We start from the raw sequence: 19,669 nt of genomic DNA, 5'->3' as shown, positions 1-19,669 counted from the left end.
CGACCGCCGCCGGGTGTCACACACCTCAACCCCTCACCGCCACACGCCCCTTGGGGTGTGCGCGTCCGCAACAGGAGGTACGTGTCTTGGACTCACCCCTATCGTCTCTGCTGGACCGGACCCTGACCCCCGAGGCGCACCGGTGGCTCTCCGACGCCGTCGCCCGCGCGGCCGGGGACCCGGCGACCGTGCGCACCGCCTTCCCGGCCGTGGGCCGGCGCTGCGGCCGCGGGCACCTCACCGCCGGCTGGACCGTCGCCGACGCCGCCCGCGTCCGGCTGCTCATCGCCCTGCCGCTACGGGGCGCCGCGCTCGCCGAGGAGGTCACCGCACTGCACCGGTACGGGGACGCGGGTGAGCAGCGGGCGGTGCTGCGGGCGCTGGCCGCGCTGGAGGACGCCGACCCGTCGTTCGGGGCCCTGGGGCTGCCGCTCGTGCGGGAGGCGCTGCGCGGCAACGACACGGATCTGATCGAAGCCGCCCTCGGCCCGTACGCCGCCCGCCACCTCGCCGCCGATGCCTACCGGCAGGCCGTCCTCAAGTGTGTCTTCTGCGGCATCCCGCTCGACCGCGTCGCGGGGCTCGAGGACCGCGTGGACCGTGAACTCGCCCGCATGCTGGTCGATTTCGCCCATGAGCGGGTCGCCGCCGGCCGCGACGTACCGGACGACATCTGGCCGGTCGTCCGCGTCCACCCCGACACCCTGGAGGCCTCCGGGCTTCCCGCGGAAGCCGACTCGGCCGTGCCCGAGCGCCGGGCCGCGGCCGCCCGCGCCCTCGCCGCGTACGACGCCACCCCCACCGCCGCAGGAGCAGCATGATGCGCATCTTCGATCCCCACATCCACATGACCTCGCGCACCACCGACGACTACGAGGCGATGTACGCGGCGGGCGTCCGCGCGGTGGTGGAGCCCTCCTTCTGGCTGGGCCAGCCACGCACCTCCGTGGGCAGCTTCACCGACTACTTCGACGCGCTGCTCGGCTGGGAGCCGTTCCGCGCCGCGCAGTTCGGCATCCAGCACCGCTGCACCGTCGCCCTCAACCCGAAGGAGGCCAACGACCCGCGCTGCGCCGAGGTCCTGGACGTGCTGCCGCGCTACCTCGCCAAGGACGGGGTGGTCGCCGTCGGGGAGATCGGATACGACTCCATGACCCCCGAGGAGGACGAGGCCCTCGCCCGTCAGCTCGCCCTCGCCGTCGAGCACGACCTGCCGGTCCTCGTCCACACCCCGCACCGGGACAAGGCCGTCGGCACCCGTCGCACCCTCGACGTGGTGCGCGAGTCCGGCATCCCGCCGGAGCGGGTCCTCGTCGACCACCTCAACGAGCTCACGGTGGCCATGGTCGCCGACAGCGGCTGCTGGATGGGCTTCTCCATCTACCCGGACACCAAGATGAGCGAGGAGCGCATGGTGCGCGTCCTCCAGGAGCACGGCACCGCGCGGATGCTCGTCAACTCCGCCGCCGACTGGGGCCGCAGCGACCCGCTGAAGACCCGCAGAACCGCCGACGCGATGCTCGCCGCCGGCTTCGACGACGACACCGTCGACCAGGTCATGTGGCGCAACCCGGTGGACTTCTACGGGCAGAGCGGCCGCCTCGGCCTCGACGAGATCAAGCCGGACGACACCGCCCTGTTCCAGGGGAACTCCATCAAGCGCGGCGGGGAGTGACCCGGCGTGCGCTTCCGACACGCGGACGGTACGACCGTTCACCTCGCCTACTGCAGCAACGTCCACCAGGCCGAGGACATGACCGGCGTGGTGGACCAGCTCACCGAATACGCCGAGCCGGTCCGCGCGGCCCTCGGCGCCGACCTCCTCGGCCTCGGCCTGTGGCTGGCCCGCGACGTCGTCACCGAACTCTCCGCCCGGCCCGACGGCGTCCGCCGGCTGCGCGCCGAACTCACCGCGCGCGGCCTGGAGACCGTCACCCTGAACGCCTTCCCCTACGGCGGATTCCACCGCGAAGTGGTCAAGAAGGACGTCTACCTGCCCGACTGGACCGACCCCGCCCGCCTGCGCTACACCCTCGACTGCGCCCGCGTCCTCGCCGGACTCCTCCCCGACGACGCACGCCGCGGCAGCGTCTCGACCCTGCCCCTGGCCTGGCGCACACCCTGGCCGACGGCCGCGCGGGACACCGCCCGCCGGGCCCTCGACGAGCTTGCGGCGGGGTTGGCCGACATCGAGCGCGAGACGGGCCGCACGATCCGCGTCGGCTTCGAGCCCGAGCCCGGGTGCGTCGTCGAGAACACCGTGCAGGCGGCGAGGGAACTCGGTGGACTGCACCCCGAACGGCTGGGCGTCTGCCTGGACACCTGCCACCTCGCCGTGCAGTTCGAGGAACCGGACAAGGCCCTGCGCCGGCTCGCCGACGCCGGTGTCCCCGTCGTCAAGGTGCAGGCGTCCTGTGCCCTCCAGGCGGACGACCCCGCCGACCCGGAGGCCCGGACGGCGCTCGCCCGGTTCGCCGAACCGCGCTTCCTGCACCAGACCCGCACGGCCCCCGGCGGCGCCGTCACCGGCGTGGACGACCTCCCGGACGCCCTGACCGGCGCCCTCGCCCCCGACTCCGCCTGGCGCGTGCACTTCCACGCCCCCCTGCACGCCGCCGCCGAACCGCCCCTGCGCACCACCGCCCCGGAACTGGCCGCCGCCCTCGACGCGCTGCTCGGCGGTCCCCAGGCCCTCACCGATCACGTCGAGGTCGAGACCTACACCTGGTCGGTCCTGCCGGAACACCTCCGCCCGCAGGGCCGCGAGGGCCTCGTCGCAGGTCTCGCCGCCGAACTGGCCTGGACCCGCGACCGGTTCGAGGCGCTCGGCCTCACACCGGAGACGAAGACCCGGCACCGACGGCACGACCGTCCTCGACAGCAGGACCACCCCCGGCCGCAGGACCACCCCCGGCCGCAGGACCACCCCCGAAAGGAGGGCGTCGCATGACCAGACTGGTCGTCCTCGACATCGTCGGCCTCACCCCGCGCATGCTCCGCCACATGCCCGCCGTGTCGGCCCTCGCCGCACGCGGCTTCCAGGCCCGGCTCGGCACCGTCCTGCCCGCCGTCACCTGCTCCGTGCAGTCCACCCTCCTGACCGGTGCCCTGCCCTCCGAGCACGGCGTCGTCGGCAACGGCTGGTACTTCCGCGACCTGGGCGAGGTCCTGCTCTGGCGGCAGCACAACGCCCTCGTCGGCGGCGAGAAACTGTGGCACACCGCCCGCCGCGCCCAGCCGGACTACAAGGTGGCGAACATCTGCTGGTGGTACGCCATGGGCGCCGACGTCGACTGGACGGTCACCCCGCGCCCGGTCTACTACTCCGACGGCCGCAAGGAACCCGACTGCTACACCCGGCCGCCCGCCCTGCACGACGAACTCACCGGCAGACTGGGCCCGTTCCCCCTCTTCACCTACTGGGGGCCGAACGCGGGACTGCCCGCCACCCGGTGGATCCTGGGCGCCGCCCGCCAGGTCTTCGACGAACACCGCCCCGACCTCACCCTCGTCTACATTCCGCACCTGGACTACGAACCCCAGCGCTCCGGCCCCGGCTCCCCGCAGTCGGCCCGCGAGGCACGCCGGCTCGACCAGGCGCTGCGCCCGCTGCTGGACCACTTCGAACGGGAGGGCGCCACGGTCGTCGTCCTCAGCGAGTACGGCATCGCCCCCGCCTCCCGCCCGGTCGACATCAACCGCGCCCTGCGCCGGGCCGGACTCCTTGAGGTCCACACCCAGGACGGCATGGAGTACCTCGACCCCTGGACCTCCCGCGCCTTCGCGGTCGCCGACCACCAGATCGCCCACGTCTACGTCCGCGACCCCGCGGACATCGACAGGACCCGCGAGGTGATCGCCGGTCTGGACGGCGTCGACCAGGTCCTCGACGACCTGGGCAAGGCCGAGCACGGACTCGCGCACGAGCGCTCCGGAGAGCTGGTCGCCGTCGCCGGACCCGACGCCTGGTTCACGTACTACTACTGGCTGGACGACGACCGCGCCCCGGACTTCGCCCGCCAGGTCGAGATCCACCGCAAGCCCGGCTACGACCCCGCCGAACTCCTCTACGACCCCACCGTGCCCGGCATCAAGGCACGCGCCGCGGCCCAGGTGGCCCGCAAGAAGCTCGGCATGCGGTATCGCATACAGACCGTCCCCCTGGATCCCTCCGGGGTGCGCGGCAGCCACGGCCGACTGCCCCAGGACCCGCAGGACAGCCCCGTACTGCTGTGCTCGCGACCCCTCCCCGCGGCGCCCCGCGACGAGATCCACGCCACCGAGGTCAAGGACCTCCTCCTCGGCCTGGCCGGCCTCACCACCCCCTGACCCGACCGGAGCCCGGACGATGCACACCACCCCGCCACCCCTGCCGCAGCAGCGCCCCGATCTGCTCAACCCGCCCCCGGAGTACGCGCGTTGGCGCGAGGAACGGCCGCTGGCCCGGATCACGCTGTGGGGCGACAACCAGCCCTGGCTCGTCACCCGGCACGAGGACGCCCGCCTCGTCCTCGGCGACCCCCGCTTCAGCTCGGAGAACTTCCGGCCCGGCTTCCCCGGACTGCAGCCGACGACCCCGCCGCGCACCCCCGGCCAGCTGTTCGCCATCGACCCGCCCGACCACACCCGGCTGCGCCGCATGCTCATCCCGGAGTTCAGCTTCCGCCGGGTCGAGCAGCTGCGGCCCGCCATCCGCAAGCTCACCGACGAACTGCTCGACGGCCTCGCCGTGCAGCCACAACCGGCCGACCTGGTCGAGCACTTCACCCTGCCGCTGCCCCTGCTGGTCATCTGCGAACTGCTCGGAGTTCCCTCCAGGGACCGGGAGTTCATCCACGAGCAGGCCGCCGCCTTCGCCACCGTCTCCAAGGGGCCCGAGGCGATGCGGGCCGGCTGGGCGGCGCTCTTCGGCTATCTGCGGGAACTGCTCGACGCCAAGGCGCGCCGGCCCGGCGACGACCTGATGAGCAAGCTCGCGACCGACCGGGTCGCCACCGGGGAGGCCGACCCGGCGGAGGCGGCCGGAGTGCTCGTGCAACTGCTGATCGCCGGCCACGAGACGACCGCGAGCATGCTGTCCCTCGGTGCCGTCGCCCTGCTGCGGCACCCGGACCAGCTGGCCGCCCTGCGCGCGGACGACGCCCTGGTGCCGGCCGCCGTCGAGGAACTCCTGCGCCACCTGAGCGTCGTCCACATCGGACTGCGCCGTATCGCCACCGAGGACGTCGAGGTCGGCGGCGTCACCATCCGGGCCGGAGAGGGCGTGGTGATCGCCCTGCAGGCCGCCAACCGCGACCCGGAGGTCTTCGGCCACCCGGACGAGCTGGACCTCACCCGGGACGCCGGCCGGCACCTCGCCTTCGGTCACGGCCTCCACCACTGCCTCGGCCAGTCCCTCGCCCGCGCCGAACTCCAGATCGCGCTCCCTGCCCTGTTCCACAGATTTCCGCGGCTGCGCCTGACCGGCCCCGCCGCGGAGGACCTGGCGTTCGAGGGCCGCGCCGTGCACGGCGTGCGGGAGCTGCCCGTGGCCTGGTGAGGGATCCGGCCCCCTCCCGTCACAGACCTCCGCTGTGACGGGAGTGGCCGAAACACCACGGTGATCGATGCCGCAAGCAGTCAACCGCCGTGGTGCAGCGGCAAGTTCGTTTAAGTTGGTTTCTGATCATCAACGTTCATGCGCGCAGGAGGCTTTGCTGTGTCGGACTCCACCCCCCAGACCACCGACAGCGGGGCGTTACCCGGCCGGATCGACACGTCCAAGCCGCATTCGGCCCGCTTCTGGAACTACTTCGTCGGCGGCAAGGACAACTACGAGGTCGACCGGGAGATCGGGGACCAGATCAAGGAGATCTTCCCCGGCCTCGTCGACGTGGCGGTCACCAGCCGGCACTTCCTGGGGCGCGCCGTCCGCCATCTGGCCGGCCCCCAGGGCATCCGGCAGTTCCTGGACGTCGGCACCGGCCTGCCGACCGCCGACAACACCCACGAAGTGGCCCAGCGCGTCGCCCCGGACTCGCGGATCGTGTACGTCGACAACGACCCCATCGTGCTGGCCCACGCGAACGCCCTGCTCACCAGCGCGCCCGAAGGCAGGACCGCCTATCTGGACGCGGACCTGTACGACCCGGAGGCCGTCCTGGAAGCGGCCGCGGGCACACTGGACCTCTCCCGGCCGGTCGCCCTCATGATCCTCAACACGCTGGGCCATGTCGCCGACTACGAGCTGGCCCGCGACCTGGTGCGCCGGCTCATGGCGGGCCTTCCCTCGGGAAGCCATCTGGTGATCAGCGACAGCACCGCCACCAGCGAGGGCATGATCGCCGCGTCGGAGGCGTACAACGCGAGTGGCGCGGTGCCGTACTACGTGCGCGGTGTCGAGGAGATCGCCGGGTTCTTCGACGGGCTGGAGCTGGTCGACCCCGGCATCGTCCCGGTGACCGAGTGGCGTCCGGAGCTCGGTGATCCGGCCGGTCCCGTCGTCACCGTCGACGCCTACGGCGGGGTGGGGCGCAAGCCGTAGCCCTCGGGGTGAGATCATCCGCCCATGGACACGGGGGTGGAGTATCGGATGACCGGCGTCGGGGCGGGGCAGGTCACGCTGTCCGACCGGCGGACGCGGCGGACCTGGACGGTGGAGTCGGCGCCCTACCGGCTCGGCGTCCATCCGGTCACCCGGGAGCTGTACGCGCGGATCACCGGCCGGCAGCCGTACGCTGAGGGCGGGGAGCGGCTGCCGGCCGAGGGCGTCTCCTGGTGGGACGCGGTCCGCTTCTGCAACGCTCTGTCCCTGCACGAGGGCCTCACCCCCGCCTACGACATCCGGTCCGACGGCGAGACCGTCGCCTGGGATCAGGCGGCCGACGGCTACCGCCTGCCGACGGAGGCCGAGTGGGAACACGCCTGCCGGGCCGGCACGACCGGACCGCGCTACGGCGCCCTCGACGCCGTCGCCTGGTACCGCGGCAACTCGGACGAACGGATCCACGAGGTCGGTGGCAAGCAGCCCAACGGGTGGGGCCTGCACGACATGCTCGGCAACGTGTGGGAGTGGTGCTGGGACCTGTACGACCCCGAGGTCTACGGCAGCTACCGGGTCCTGCGCGGCGGCGGCTGGTTCGACGAGCACTGGAGCTGCCGGGCCTCCGTACGGCGGCGCAGTCACCCCACCTTCCGGGTGGACGACGTCGGATTCCGCCTCGCGCGCACGGTGAACTGACCGGCGTACACCGCTACGGGCGCGGCCAGGGGCGGCCGCCGATGGCCTCGATCCCGTTGTTGAAGCGCCGCAGGTAGCCCGCGAAGGCGGCGATGTCGTCGTCCGACCAGTCGTCCATCACCCGGTCGAGGATCTCGACGATCCCCTCGCGCTCGGCGGCCAGCAGCCGCGTGCCTTCGTCGGTGAGACGGAACTTGCGGGCCATCCCGCCCTCGGGATCGGGGATGCGCTCGATGAGGCCCGCCCGCATCGCCGCCGCGGTCTGCCGGTTCAGGGTGGAGGCGTCCAGGCCGAAGGCCTCGCTGAGCTCGCCGATCGACATGGGCCCCTGGACCTCGATCCGGCTCAGCAGGATGTAGGCGCTGCGCTCCAGGAGGCTGTTCTTGCGGCGGCCGCCCCGCTGGTTCAGGAACGTGTGGCGGCTGAGCAGCATCTGCTCGTACTCGACCTCATGGGTGGGCGTCTCCATGAGTCCATCCTGGCATATGGGTGTGTATGGGCCACGTCATGTGCTTGATACACACGACATGTACGATGCACATCCTTCCTGTACGCATCTCTTCTGCACACATTCCTCGAGGAGTCCCCCATGGGCGCCCCCGCTCCCCAGCTCACGGCCCGTCCGGGTCCGGTGATCGCCACACTGGCCTTCGCCGGCACCACCGCGGCGGTCATGCAAACGCTGGTCACGCCCCTCATCGCCGAGCTGCCGCAGATCCTGGACACCTCGTCCTCGAACGCGGCCTGGGTGATCACGGTCACCCTGCTGGTGGCGGCCGTGTGCGTGCCGGTCGTGGGCCGTCTCGGCGACCTGGTGGGCAAACGCCGGATGCTGCTCGCCTGCTCCGTGCCGCTGGTCGTGGGCTCGGTGGTGTGCGCGTTCGCCTCCGACGTCGTGACCATGATCGTGGGGCGCGGTCTGCAGGGCATGGGCATGGGCATGGTGCCCCTCGGTATCGCGCTGCTGCGGGACGTCGTACCGGTCGAGAAGCTCAGCGGTTCCATCGCACTGGTCAGCGCCTCCATGGGCATCGGTGGCGCCATCGGCCTGCCGCTGGCCGCCGCGGTCGCCCAGTACGCGAACTGGCGCGTGCTGTTCTGGGGGTCCGCCGCCCTGGCCGCCGTCGTCGCCGTCCTGATCTTCACGCTCGTTCCGGACGTCCCCGCCGGCGCCAAGGGCCAGCGCTTCGACCTGCCCGGCGCGATCGGCCTCGGCGCCGGCCTCGTCTGCCTGCTGCTCGCGGTCTCCAAGGGCGCCGACTGGGGGTGGGGCTCGGCCACCACGCTCGGTCTGTTCGCCGCCGCCGTCGTGGCGCTGGCCGGCTGGGGCGTGTGGGAGGTGCGCACCACCGACCCGCTGATCGACCTGCGCACCACGGCCCGCCCCCGGGTGCTCCTCACCAACGTCGCCTCGGTCTTCGTCGGCTTCGGCATGTACGCGAGCATGCTGGTGATGCCGCAGCTGCTGCAGTTCCCGGAGGCCACCGGCTACGGCCTCGGCCAGTCGATGCTCGCGGCCGGTCTGTGGATGGCGCCCGGCGGCCTGATGATGATGCTGGTCTCCCCGCTCGGCGGAAAGCTCACCAACGCCCGCGGTCCGAAGTTCACGCTGATCTGCGGCGCCCTGGTGCTGGCCGTCGGCTACTTCGCCGCCCTGGCCCTGCTCGGTTCCGCCTGGGGCGTCATGCTGGTCACGATCATCACCAGCAGCGGCGTGGGCCTCGCCTACGGCTCCATGCCCGCCCTGATCATGAGCTCGGTGCCGCTGACGGAGACCGCCGCGGCCAACGCCTTCAACACCCTCATGCGCTCGCTCGGCACCTCCGTCGGCGCTGCCGTCATCGGCGTGATCCTGGCCCAGATGACCACGACCGTGGGCGGCCACACCTTCGCCTCCGAGGACGGCTTCCGCACCGCGCTGCTGGTCGGCGGCGGCCTCGCCCTGGTCTCCGCGGCCATCGCCGCCGTCATCCCCGCCGCCCGCACCACGGAGTCCGGCACGGAGGACACCGACCCGGCTCCCGAGCCCGCCCAGGCCAAGGTCTGACCCCTCGGGGACGCGTACGGGCACCCGCCGGCCGGGTGCCCCTACGGCACCGCCCGCCTCACGCGAGGTCCAGCAGCCCCCTGCGCACCGCCTCCGACACCGCGGCCGCCCGGTTCTCCGCACCGAGTTTGCGGTAGATCCGCACCAGATGCGTCTTGACGGTCGCCTCGCTCAGGAACAGAGCCTCGGCGATGGCCCGGTTGCCGAGCCCCTCGGCCAGCAACCGCACCACCTCGACCTCCCGCCCGCTCAACTCCCGCTCTCCGCCGCCGTCCTGGCCGACCAGCCCGCCCACCACCTCGGGCGCGAGGCCGAGCGCACCGGCGGCCGCACCGCGCACCGCACGGAACAGCTCCTCCGGCGGCCCCGCCTTCAGCACGTACCCGCGAGCCCCCGCCTCCAGCGCCCGCACGACGTCCGCCCGGCCCGAGTAGCTCGTCAGCATCACCACGGGCACCCCCGGAGCCTCGACCGCCATCCGGCGCACCGCCTCCACCCCGTCGATGCCGCCCCCCTCCCCGAACCGCAGGTCCATCAACACCACGTCCGGCACCAGCCGGACGGCGAGGCGCACGGCCTCCTCACCGCTGCCCGCCTCGGCGCCCACCTCGAGATCCGGCTCACCCTCCAGCAACGCGCACAACCCGGCCCGTACGACGGCATGGTCGTCCGCGATCAACAACCGCAACGGCGTGCCGCTCACCGCGCGGCCACCGCACTCGCCGATCCGGCCGGCCGGGACTCGGGCAACGCGGGCACCACGGCCCGCACCCGCGTGCCACGCCCCGGCGCGCTGCTCACATCGAGGTCGCCACCGCACTCCCGCAGCCGCGCCCGGGCGGTGGGAAGCCCGAGACCACGGACGCCCCCGGAGGTGACGTGACCGTTCCTGACGCGCCCCGCATCGGCACGGGACGGGTCAGGAACGTCTCCGTCGGCCGTCGCGCGGCCGGCGCCGGCGCCCACCCGGCCGACACGGCCGGGATCGAACCCGACCCCGTCGTCCCGTACTTCCAGCTCCACCCGGTCCTCGTGCCGGTGCAGCGTGACCAGGACGTCGACCGCGCGGGCGTGCTCGCGTACGTTCGCCAGGGTGCCCTGCGCCACCCGGAACAGCGTCGCGGCCGCCTGTGAGTCCAGGGCCGGGCGGAGTGCGCCCGCCGAGCGGAACCGCACACGGGCCGCCGCCCCCTCCGCCTGGGCCCGGGCGCACAGCAGGCGCACCGCGCCCTCCAGACCCGCCTCGTCCACGGCGGACGGCGTCAGGTCACGGATGATGCGGCGGGTCTCGCCGAGGTTGGCGTGCAGCCCGTCGGCTACCGCTCGTACGCGGGTGCGGGCCGTGTCGGGCCGCGTGTCCCAGTCCCGCTCGGCCGCCTGCAACAGCATCACGCTGCCCGCGAGTTCCTGGGCGAGGGTGTCGTGCAGGTCCCGGGCGATCCGGGCCCGCTCGGCCAGCACCCCGGCCTGGCGCTGCTGCCGGGCCAGCACGTCCCGGGTGCCCCTCAACTCCTCGACGAGCCGCTGCCGTTCGGCGGCGTCGCGCTGCTGGCCCCGGTAGAGGGCCACCGTGCCCCACACGGCCGCCACCGGGACGAGTACGGCCTCCGGGTCGAACTGCCCGGTACTGCGGACGAGTTGACCCGCCAGGACGGCGGTGATCGCGGCCACGGCGGCACCGGCCGCGCGCCTGTTCAGCGCGCGCAGGGCCGCACAGGCCAGCGGGACCGCGCACCACCCGTAGGCGGAGACGAGCGGGGCGGGCATGAGCAGCAGCAGGCCGGCCCAGAGCAGGAGCAGCGCCACGGCCCAGACGGCTCGCCCCACGCGGCCGAGCCGGTCCCAGAGGAGGAGACCGCCCGCGTACACCAGCGCCAGCAGCCCGCTGACCGCCACGATGTCCCAGCACAGCGGATCCCGCAGCCGCACGAGCCGGACGGTCCCGGCGCCGAGGACGAGGAAGAACGTCAGATGGGCGACCCGGGGCAGGGCCGACCGGCTCCCGCGGGCGGCCGTCGGACGGATGCGGGCGGGAGCGCGATCGGACACGACGGATCCCCTTGGACGATGAACTGTTCGAGCAGGGGGCCCGAGTCTATCCGTGACCTGTAGGCGCGATGTGAGGACGGCAGCCGCCGCTACACCCCGGGGTGGAGCCCGAGCACACCCGGCGTGGGAGCGCCCGTCACCTCGCCGAAGTACAAGGCGAACGTCTGCTTCCAGCGCTCCACCTCGGCCCGGTCGGCCATGAAGCGGGGGAAGCCGTCGACATGGGCGTTCGGGTACTCCCAGATCGGCTTCAGCCCGGCCCGGGGAGCGACGTCGGTGCGCACGGACCAGCCGTTGAAGGAGGCCTGCTGCGTGGCCGTGGACAGCTGCCAGTTCAGGTACAGCTTGGCGGCCGCGGTGTTCCTGGCCCCCTTGAGGATCGCCGCCCGCTGGCCCCAGGCCATGAACGGGGCGTCGTCCGGGAGGACCCACTTCACCGGGCCCGTCGCGAGCGGTGCGCCGGCGCCGCCGACGCCGATCGCGTACTGCCCGGAGCGTACGGCGTCCCCGGGCGAGTGGCTGCCCCGCGCGAACCGCACGTCCTGCGCGGCGAGCCGGGCCGCCCAGTCGCAGCCGTACTCCTTCACGTAGAGGGAGTAGAGGTAGAGGACGGCGTCGTCGTCATGCGGATAGGACGACGCGATCTTGCCCTTCCACTTCGGGTCGAGCAGGTCCAGCGGGGTGCGGGGCGCGTCCGCGCCGACGGCGGCGGTGCCGTACATGAAGCTGAAGGCGATCGCCGCGATCGCGACCCACGCGCCCTGCGGGTCCTTGAACCCGGCGTGGACCTGGGAGAACCCGGCGGGCTTGTAGGGCAGCAGGCGACCCTGTGCCTTCCAGCGGACGAAGTCCTGCAGGGTTTGGAGCTGGACGACGTCGGGGACGAGGGTGCCGGTGGCGAGCTGGTTGTCGACCCGGACGTCGTGGTACTTGCTGTAGTCCACGATCAGCGTCAGGTCGATGTCCGGGAAGCTCCTGAGGAAGGCCGCCTTGGTGCCGTCCTGCTGGGTCGGGGTGTCCCCGCCGGCGTAGATGACGAGCTTCCCTCCTTCCGCGAGCGCCGCCCGGTACAGCTCGTCGAGCGACCTGGTCTCCTCGGCCCCGCCGGCGCGCCGGGGAGTGGCCGCGGCCGGGGACGAGGCGGCACCGAGCGCGCCGAGGCCGAGGGCGGCACCGGCGCCGGTGGCGAGGAGACGCCGTCTGCTGGGGAAGCTGGGCATGGGGGAAGACCTCTCTTGACTCCGAAGAGGGAAAGAAGGGGAAAGGGGACCGGGCGCCACGGTCACCGCTGTCGATCCTGCCCTCCGGGCACGGGAGCGCGCGTCGTCCGGACGGTGCGCAGGACGAGCGTCCGGTGGAATCCCCGTTCAACCGATCGGTTGAACGGCCCGCCCCCTGGCGCTACGGCCGTGCCAGCCGCCGCATCGTGAGCGCGAGGTGCAGCCGCAGCCGGCCCTGCGGGGTGCGCACCGGCCAGCCCAGCAGATGCTCCGCGTGGACAAGGCGGTCCTGGAGCGTGGAGTGGTGCACGGTGATCTCGGCGGCGGCCGCCCGCAGGCTCGTCGTGGCGGTGACGGCGTGCAGGGTGGCGAGCAGCCACGGGGCCTCCGCGGTGGCCGTCTCCAGCGCCTGCACGTCGGGCGGGGGTTCGGCGCCGGGCGCGACGAGGTCGGCCAGCAGGGCGAGCCCGCCGAGCTCGTCGGCGTACACGACCCGGGGGCCGGGGTCATGGGCGGTGCCGTCCGCGGTGAACCGCAGCGCGGTGCGGGCGGCGGCCCAGGAGCGGGGCAGGTCGAGCACGGTCACGGCCGGGCCGACACCGGTACGCTCCGTGGCCGCCTCCGGCTCCCGGCTCGCGGGCAGGACCCGGGGCCGCCCGTCGGGAGTGGCCAGAGCACGGGCCGGGGCGGCGGGGTCGAGGCCGAGCCGGCGGGCGGCGTGCAGCCGGGCGGACTCGGGCGCCGTGGCGTCCAGCAAGGTCTCCAGGAGAGCCGGGTCGTCGAGCGGAGCGCGGCCCCGCGTCCGGTCCAGGACGCGCCGGACCACGCCGGCGGCCCGCTCCAGGATCACGGCGTCCACCACACTCGGCGCCGCGTCGCTGCGTTCCAGCCACAGCGCCGGTGCCCCGCCCGGCGTCAGCGCGGCCGCCGGCCAGGCGGGATCCGGCGGCAGGTCGGAGTCCCGGCGCACGCCGTCGGCCTCCACCCGCACCCGCACCCGCCGCTCGGCGTCGGCCAGTCGTGCGGGCACCCCGGCGAGCACGGCGGCCCCACGCACCAGCGCCTCCACCCCGGCCCGCGCCTCGGCCAGCCGGTCGAAGTAGGCGATGACCTGCACGGCGGCACCGGCATCCGGATCCAGCGCGGTGAGGCGCCCGGCCAGCTCTTTCATACGGCCATCATGCGCCACGGTCTCCCCGGAGACGAGGGGCCGACCGCCGGGCCGCACCGAGTACCTGCGGAAACCGCCGCGGCGGTCGGATCCGTACCCCTCTGACACAGTGGCGGGGAACCCAGCGTGCCGACCGGAACCGGTGGGCCCCGCCCCGGCCGTGCCTCGTAGCCGTGGTGACTGGTGGACGCCGTTGAGCGGGAGCGGGAGCGGGAGCGGGAGCGGGAGCGGGACGCGGCGGCCGGGGGCCCGAGCGGGCCGAGAGGCCCGCCCCGGCCCCGTCACGCCCTACTCCGCCAGCAACCTGCGCAGCCAGTCCAGGTGGGCCGCCCGGGCCGACCTGGAGAGGGCGGCCTGGGGGGCGAAGCCGTCGAAGCCGTGGAAGCCGCCTGGCCATACGTGGAGTTCGGCGACTCCGCCGGCCTGCCAGATGCGGGAGGCGTAGGCGACGACCTCGTCCCGGAAGGTCTCGGCGGAGCCGACGTCGAGGAAGGCCGGGGGCAGGCCGGAGAGGTCCTCGGCGCGGGCGGGTGCCGCGTAGGGGGAGACGTCGGGGCCACCGCGCCGCTCGCCGAGCAGGGCCGTCCACCCTGTCTCGTTGGCGGTGCGGTCCCAGATGCCGAGGCCCGCCATCTGGTGGGAGGAGGGGGTGTCGTTGCGGTCGTCCAGCATGGGGCACATCAGCAGCTGGCCGAGCGGCCGCGGGCCGCCGCGGTCGCGCAGCAGCAGCGCCAGCGCGGCGCTGAGACCGCCGCCCGCGCTGGCCCCGGCGATCACGATCCGGTCCGGGTCCCCGCCCAGCTCCTTGGCGTGCTCCGCCGTCCACAGCAGACCGGCGTACACGTCCTCGACCGGCGCCGGATGCGGATGCTCGGGCGCCAGCCGGTACTCCACGGACACCACGATCATGTCCAGCTCACGCGCCCAGTCCAGGGCCACGTCCACGCCGACCCGGTTGTTGCCGAGGACCATGCCGCCGCCGTGCACGTGGTAGACGACGGGACGCGGCCGGTCGGGAGCCGGCGAGGTGGGCCGGCAGATCAGCAGCGAGATCTCGGGGGCGCCCTGCGGGCCCGGCACCGCCCGGTCCTCGACCTCGAAGGCCCCGGCCTGGGTCAGATCCAGATCGGCCAGCAGCGCGATGCCCGGACCCTGGCGGACGACGTCGATGTCCTGCGGGGTCATGCCGGGCGAGATCACGTCCTTGATCAGTTCCAGGGCGGCGGCCAGCTCGGGGTCGAAAGGCGGGGGAACGGACGTCATCGGCTTCTCCTCACGCGGGAACGCGACGGCTCGTGCGGCTCGTGCGGTCATCATCGGGGCACGGGCAGCCCGGCGGAGGACCGCCGTCCGGCGGAACCTGCCCGCCATCCGGCGGGTGCCACCCGGCGCCCGCCTTCGTTCCTTGCCAGGACCTGACCTTTTGTTCACCTCGAGGAGGTGGAAGGGCAGGCCCGGGGCGGACAACGATGTCGATCCCCACGCAGGCACCAGGAGTACCACCAGTGAACGTCCCTCTCTCCGTCTGGCTGCTCACCGTCGCAGCCCTCTGCGCGCTCGTCGCCGTCGACTTCGTCATCGGCAGAAAGCCCCACGACGTGTCGGTCAAGGAGGCCGGGACCTGGACGATCGTCTGGATCGTCCTGGCCTGCCTGTTCGGCCTCGGCCTGTTCCTCTTCGAAGGGGGGAGGCCCACCGGCGAGTTCTTCGCCGGGTACATCACCGAGAAGTCACTGAGCGTCGACAACCTCTTCGTCTTCGTCCTCATCATGGGCAAGTTCGCGGTGCCCACGCAGTACCAGCAGCGGGTGCTCATGGTGGGCGTCCTGATGGCCCTGGTCCTGCGCGCGGTGTTCATCGCGGCCGGCGCGGCGATCATCTCCGCGTTCTCCTGGGTGTTCTACCTCTTCGGCGCCTTCCTGATCTGGACCGCCTGGAAGCTGATCCAGGACGCCCGTAAGCAGGGCCATGACGAGGAGTACGAGGAGAACAAGCTGCTCAAGGCGGTGGAGCGGCGCTTCGGTGTGGCCGACCGCTACCACGGCACGAAGCTGTGGATCGAGCAGAACGGCAAGAGGGTCATGACCCCGATGCTGGTCGTGATGCTCGCGATCGGCTCCACGGACGTCCTGTTCGCCCTGGACTCCATCCCCGCGATCTACGGGCTGACCGAGGACCCGTACATCGTCTTCACGGCCAACGCCTTCGCCCTGATGGGTCTCCGGCAGCTGTACTTCCTCATCGGCGGCCTGCTGAAGAAGCTGGTCCACCTCAGCTACGGCCTGTCGATCATCCTGGGCTTCATCGGCGTCAAGCTGCTGCTGCACGCGCTGCACGAGTCCGGGGTCCACGTCCCGGAGATCAGCATCCCCTTCTCGCTGGGCTTCATCGTGCTCGTCCTCACCGTCACGACCGTCACCAGCCTGCGAGCCGCGAAGCGGCAGGAGGAGGCCGCGCAGGACACCTCTACGGTGTAGGCGCCGCGTCCGCGCGCATCATCACGCAGTCGAACTCGATCACCCGCCCGGTGGTCGCCTCACGCGTCACCGGGTACATCCCGGTGATGCCGAACCCGCCCGTCTCGTACGCGGCGATCGCCTCGGCCATGGGCGGGCTGCCCTCGTACAGCCGCAACACGGCGACCTCGGACTGCAGGCCCACGAACTCCGCGATCCGCTCCCCGGCCCCGGCGAACACCTCCAGGTCGTAGCCCTGGGTGTCCATCTTCAGGAAGGGGCGCGGCCCGGCCAGCCCCTCCAGGGCCTCGTCCATGATCCCGTCCAGTCGGCGGACCGGGATCTGAGCGGTGTCGGACGTGGCGAACCGCCCGTAGCGGTCCTTGCCGTAGTCGCTGGGGGCCAGCAGGGAGTTCATCGTCTTCCAGCCGGTGTGCAGGGCGGCGGCCGTGTCCTCGCGGCCCAGGGCGCAGGGGTACACCCGCCAGTCGGGGTCGCTCGCGGCGGCCTGCTCCAGCCGGGCGAACGTCTCGGGGGCGGGCTCGAAGGAGACGATCCGGCCGCGGTAGCCGAGCCGGCGCAGTCGCCGGGCGTACTGGCCGGTGTTGGCGCCGACGTCGAAGACGCAGTTCACGCCGTACAGGTCCAGCATGGCGGCCACGTGCTGGGTGCACAGGTACTCGGCGGCCGCCAACTGCAGCCTGCGCTCGTCCTCGCGGGCCGCCCCGTCCATCAGGAGCACCGCGCCGCTCTCGCCGAGCCGGACCGCGCTGCCGCCGCCGGTGTCGTCCGCCGCGCCGTTCTTCGTCCGCCGGACGATCCAGGTGCTCTTGTCCGCGCCGGTGACCGAGTAGCGGGCGGTGGACCGGGAGACCAGCGCTGCGCCGGGGGCGAGGTCGGTCACCTCCACACCGAGGCGGGGCATCAGCCGGAGGAGTCGTCGGTAAAGGGTCTGCATCCAGCCACCCCTATCAGACAGGGCGGGCCGCGGTCGCCTGGTTGAACGACATTCGGCACTGCGGTAACCGGCTTCTTACATACACACGGTTCGGCCGGGACGGGGAGCCTTGACTTCGAGTGCGCTCCAAGATCTAGCGTCACGAGGATCGGCGAGACCCCGGTGAACGGAGACGGACATGCGTGTGGGCGTGCACATCAACCAGTTCGGTCACTCCGGGGGCGCGCCCGCGATCGGCGCCGAACTCGCCGCGGCCGGCGAGGCGGCGGAGGCGGCGGGCGTGAGCCGGCTGTCGGTGATGGACCACTACTTCCAGATGGAGTTCAACGGTGGCGCCGAGCAACCCATGCTGGAGGCGTACACCACCCTGGCCTACCTCGCGGCCCACACCTCCACCGTCCGGCTCGGCGCGCTGGTCACGGGCGTGACCTACCGGCACCCCGGGCTGCTCGCCAAGATCGCCACCACGCTCGACGTGGTGTCCGGCGGGCGGGCCTGGCTGGGGATCGGGGCGGCCTGGTACGACCGTGAACACGCGGGGCTGGGCGTGACGTTCCCGCCGGTCGCCGAGCGGTTCGAGCGGCTGGAGGAGACCCTGCGGATCTGTCTGCGGATGTGGGACCCGGACGACAACGGCCCCTTCGAGGGCCGCCACTACCGGCTGGCCGAGACCCTGTGCGTCCCGGCTCCGGTCAGCGCCCCGCGCCCGGAGATCCTGATCGGCGGCGGGGGTGAGCGCAAGACGCTGCGGCTGGTCGCGCGCTACGGGGACGCCTGCAACCTGTTCACCTCCTCACCCGAGGAGGTCCGGCACAAGCTGGAGGTGCTGCGCGGCCACTGCGAGACCGAGGGCCGCGACTACGACACCATCCTGAAGACGCTCACCTACGGCGCCGATCCGGCCACCGAAGGGGACCTCGACGCCTTCCTGCGTGACATCACCGGCTACGCCGAACTCGGCGTCGACACCGTGATCCTCGCGCCACGCCTGGGGGAGACGGCCGGGTGGATCGAGCGGTTCGTGGCCCCCGCAGTCGAGCGTCTCGCGGAGCTGGACTGAGCCACGCCGAAGGGGCCCGGAGGTTTCTCCGGGCCCCTTCGGCCTGTCCGGCGGATCATGCCGCAGACGCGGTATCTACGGCGCTCAGGCGGCCGCGACCTCGCCCGCGTGGCCGTGCAGACGCGCGACGACCTCGGTCAGCTGCGCGGCGACCTCGGCGTCGTCGGCCGGGTGGGTCTCGGCGAAGCGGGTCAGGGAGCCGGGGATGGAGAGCTTGAGGTCCTCGATGACCTTGCCGCCGGCGATGCCCACGGCCTTGCGGGCCTCGTCCTGCGCCCACACGCCGCCGTACTGGCCGAAGGCGGTGCCGACCACGGCGACGGGCTTGCCGCCGAAGGCGCCGGCGCCGTACGGGCGGGACAGCCAGTCGATGGCGTTCTTCAGGACGGCCGGGATCGTGCCGTTGTACTCGGGGGAGAAGAGCAGGAAGGCGTCGGCGGCCTGGGCGGCCTCGCGCAGCTTGGCGGCCGCGGCCGGGACGCTGCCCTCGACGTCGATGTCCTCGTTGTAGAAGGGGATGTCGCCCAGGCCCTCGAAGAGGTTGACCTCGGCGCCCTCGGGAGCGAACTTGACGGCCGCCTCGGCGAGCTGGCGGTTGGTCGAACCGGCGCGGAGGCTGCCGACGAGCGCGAGAATGCGAACAGACATGGGTACTCCCAGGGGCTGAAACATGGCCGTAACTATCCGGACCGAGGTCCGTTTAAGGTTGTATCACTCTAACCGGACCGCGGTCCAGTTTCATTCCCGGTGCTTTACGCTGTGTTCATGTCCGCCGCCCTGCCACCCCTGCCGAAGCCCGAGGAGACCGTCGGTGAACCCGAGTTGCTGCAGCTCGGGCCGCCTGGGGACGAGCCCTGTCTGCGCGCCGACGCGGCCCGCAACCGGGCCCGGCTGCTGGACGCCGCCGCCCGTCTGATCGCCGAGCACGGCGTGACCGCGGTCACGATGGAGGCGGTGGCCGCCGCGGCGAACGTCGGCAAGGGGACGGTTTTCCGTCGCTTCGGCGACCGTACCGGCCTGCTGAACGCCCTGCTGGACCACTCCGAGAGGAAGTTCCAGGCGGCCTTCCTGACCGGTCCCCCGCCGCTGGGGCCCGGCGCGCCGCCCGTGGAGCGGCTGCGGGCGTTCGGCATCGCGGTGCTGCGGCGATCGGTCGGCGAACTGGATCTGCAACTGGCCGCCGAGCCAGGCGCGGACCGCCGGTTCCTGGTGCCGGTGCGCCGTCTCCACCAGGGCCACCTCGCGCTGCTGCTGCGGCAGGCGGCACCGGACGCGGACGGCGACCTGCTCGCCCACACCCTGATGGGCTCCCTCAACCCGGTCCTCATACATCACCTGACCCGCCAGTGCGGCATGTCGCTGGAGCGGCTGGAGGCCGCCTGGAACGACCTGGTGGACCGTGTGACACGGGGGTGACGGAACGGGGGGTTCCGCGGTAACGCGGGGCCGTGGAGCGCCACTTCGTGTTCCCCCGCCCGACCCCGCCCCG

19 protein-coding genes are annotated in these 19,669 nt (G+C 72.7%); 11 read left to right on the top strand and 8 right to left on the bottom strand.

Annotation, left to right across the window (positions count from 1 at the left end):
• Positions 1-86: 86 nt before the first annotated feature.
• The 7 genes from IE263_RS28030 (at position 87) to IE263_RS28000 (ending at position 7,219) form a co-directional block, all read left to right on the top strand.
• Positions 87-821 (top strand): EboA domain-containing protein, encoded by a 735-nt coding sequence (locus IE263_RS28030; RefSeq protein ID WP_189940596.1) that lies wholly within the window; start codon positions 87-89, stop codon positions 819-821.
• Complete coding sequence (locus IE263_RS28025; RefSeq protein WP_189940673.1) at positions 821-1,675, top strand: TatD family hydrolase; 855 nt, start codon at positions 821-823, stop codon at positions 1,673-1,675. Before IE263_RS28030 ends, IE263_RS28025 begins: the two co-directional genes overlap by 1 nt.
• Before the next feature lie 6 nt (positions 1,676-1,681).
• Positions 1,682-2,950 carry a metabolite traffic protein EboE gene (eboE, locus tag IE263_RS28020; protein WP_189940595.1) on the top strand — a complete coding sequence of 423 codons (1,269 nt, stop codon included), beginning with the start codon at positions 1,682-1,684 and terminating at the stop codon, positions 2,948-2,950.
• Positions 2,947-4,329: an alkaline phosphatase family protein gene (locus tag IE263_RS28015; protein WP_189940594.1), complete on the top strand. Its 1,383-nt coding sequence runs from the start codon at positions 2,947-2,949 to the stop codon at positions 4,327-4,329. The genes eboE and IE263_RS28015 overlap by 4 nt, the downstream gene beginning before the upstream one ends.
• Before the next feature lie 19 nt (positions 4,330-4,348).
• Positions 4,349-5,539, top strand: coding sequence for a cytochrome P450 (locus tag IE263_RS28010; RefSeq protein WP_189940593.1), 1,191 nt, complete (start codon positions 4,349-4,351; stop codon positions 5,537-5,539).
• A gap of 159 nt (positions 5,540-5,698) precedes the next feature.
• Positions 5,699-6,523: an SAM-dependent methyltransferase gene (locus tag IE263_RS28005; RefSeq protein WP_189940592.1), complete on the top strand. Its 825-nt coding sequence runs from the start codon at positions 5,699-5,701 to the stop codon at positions 6,521-6,523.
• A gap of 24 nt (positions 6,524-6,547) precedes the next feature.
• Entirely contained in the window at positions 6,548-7,219 is a 672-nt protein-coding gene (locus tag IE263_RS28000) for a formylglycine-generating enzyme family protein (protein ID WP_189940591.1), read from the top strand.
• Between the two features lie 13 nt (positions 7,220-7,232).
• Here IE263_RS28000 and IE263_RS27995 read toward each other — a convergent pair whose 3' ends face one another.
• Positions 7,233-7,688, bottom strand: coding sequence for a MarR family winged helix-turn-helix transcriptional regulator (locus IE263_RS27995; protein WP_189940590.1), 456 nt, complete (start codon positions 7,686-7,688; stop codon positions 7,233-7,235).
• A gap of 120 nt (positions 7,689-7,808) precedes the next feature.
• Between IE263_RS27995 and IE263_RS27990 the strand changes: the two genes are divergently transcribed.
• On the top strand, positions 7,809-9,266 hold the full coding sequence (locus IE263_RS27990) for an MFS transporter (RefSeq protein ID WP_189940589.1): 1,458 nt from the start codon (positions 7,809-7,811) through the stop codon (positions 9,264-9,266).
• 58 nt (positions 9,267-9,324) lie between these two features.
• Here the strand turns inward: IE263_RS27990 and IE263_RS27985 are convergent, their stop codons facing one another.
• From IE263_RS27985 to IE263_RS27965, 5 genes are all read right to left on the bottom strand, one after another.
• The gene (locus IE263_RS27985) at positions 9,325-9,969 is read right to left on the bottom strand and encodes a response regulator transcription factor (RefSeq protein ID WP_189940588.1); all 645 of its coding nucleotides are present in this window, start codon (positions 9,967-9,969) and stop codon (positions 9,325-9,327) included.
• Positions 9,966-11,315 (bottom strand): sensor histidine kinase, encoded by a 1,350-nt coding sequence (locus tag IE263_RS27980; protein WP_189940587.1) that lies wholly within the window; start codon positions 11,313-11,315, stop codon positions 9,966-9,968. Before IE263_RS27980 ends, IE263_RS27985 begins: the two co-directional genes overlap by 4 nt.
• An 89-nt stretch (positions 11,316-11,404) precedes the next feature.
• Positions 11,405-12,535 carry an ABC transporter substrate-binding protein gene (locus IE263_RS27975; RefSeq protein ID WP_189940586.1) on the bottom strand — a complete coding sequence of 377 codons (1,131 nt, stop codon included), beginning with the start codon at positions 12,533-12,535 and terminating at the stop codon, positions 11,405-11,407.
• Positions 12,536-12,716: 181 nt separating this feature from the next.
• Positions 12,717-13,706 carry a helix-turn-helix domain-containing protein gene (locus IE263_RS27970; RefSeq protein ID WP_189940585.1) on the bottom strand — a complete coding sequence of 330 codons (990 nt, stop codon included), beginning with the start codon at positions 13,704-13,706 and terminating at the stop codon, positions 12,717-12,719.
• A 288-nt stretch (positions 13,707-13,994) separates the two neighbouring features.
• Entirely contained in the window at positions 13,995-14,969 is a 975-nt protein-coding gene (locus tag IE263_RS27965; RefSeq protein ID WP_189940584.1) for an alpha/beta hydrolase, read from the bottom strand.
• A gap of 242 nt (positions 14,970-15,211) precedes the next feature.
• On the opposite strand from IE263_RS27965, the gene IE263_RS27960 reads away from it, so the two are divergent.
• Positions 15,212-16,183: a TerC family protein gene (locus IE263_RS27960; RefSeq protein ID WP_189940583.1), complete on the top strand. Its 972-nt coding sequence runs from the start codon at positions 15,212-15,214 to the stop codon at positions 16,181-16,183.
• On the opposite strand, the gene IE263_RS27955 is transcribed toward IE263_RS27960, so the two are convergent.
• Positions 16,173-17,120, bottom strand: a complete 948-nt coding sequence (locus tag IE263_RS27955) for an FkbM family methyltransferase (RefSeq protein WP_189940582.1) — start codon at positions 17,118-17,120, stop codon at positions 16,173-16,175. The genes IE263_RS27960 and IE263_RS27955 overlap by 11 nt on opposite strands.
• A 178-nt stretch (positions 17,121-17,298) precedes the next feature.
• Here IE263_RS27955 and IE263_RS27950 point away from each other — a divergent pair, with 178 nt between their 5' ends.
• On the top strand, positions 17,299-18,180 hold the full coding sequence (locus IE263_RS27950; protein WP_189940581.1) for an LLM class F420-dependent oxidoreductase: 882 nt from the start codon (positions 17,299-17,301) through the stop codon (positions 18,178-18,180).
• A gap of 84 nt (positions 18,181-18,264) precedes the next feature.
• Here the strand turns inward: IE263_RS27950 and IE263_RS27945 are convergent, their stop codons facing one another.
• A complete protein-coding gene (locus IE263_RS27945) occupies positions 18,265-18,828 on the bottom strand; it encodes an NAD(P)H-dependent oxidoreductase (protein ID WP_189940580.1) in 564 nt (187 codons plus the stop codon).
• Positions 18,829-18,945: 117 nt separating this feature from the next.
• Here IE263_RS27945 and IE263_RS27940 point away from each other — a divergent pair, with 117 nt between their 5' ends.
• Positions 18,946-19,596, top strand: coding sequence for a TetR/AcrR family transcriptional regulator (locus IE263_RS27940; protein WP_189940579.1), 651 nt, complete (start codon positions 18,946-18,948; stop codon positions 19,594-19,596).
• Positions 19,597-19,669 lie beyond the last annotated feature (73 nt).

Source organism: Streptomyces aurantiogriseus (genome assembly GCF_014649375.1).
In the GTDB taxonomy this organism is placed as follows: Bacteria; Actinomycetota; Actinomycetes; order Streptomycetales; family Streptomycetaceae; genus Streptomyces; species Streptomyces aurantiogriseus.
Note: the sequence above shows the minus strand (reverse complement) of the source record. Positions and strands in the feature narration are given on the sequence as shown.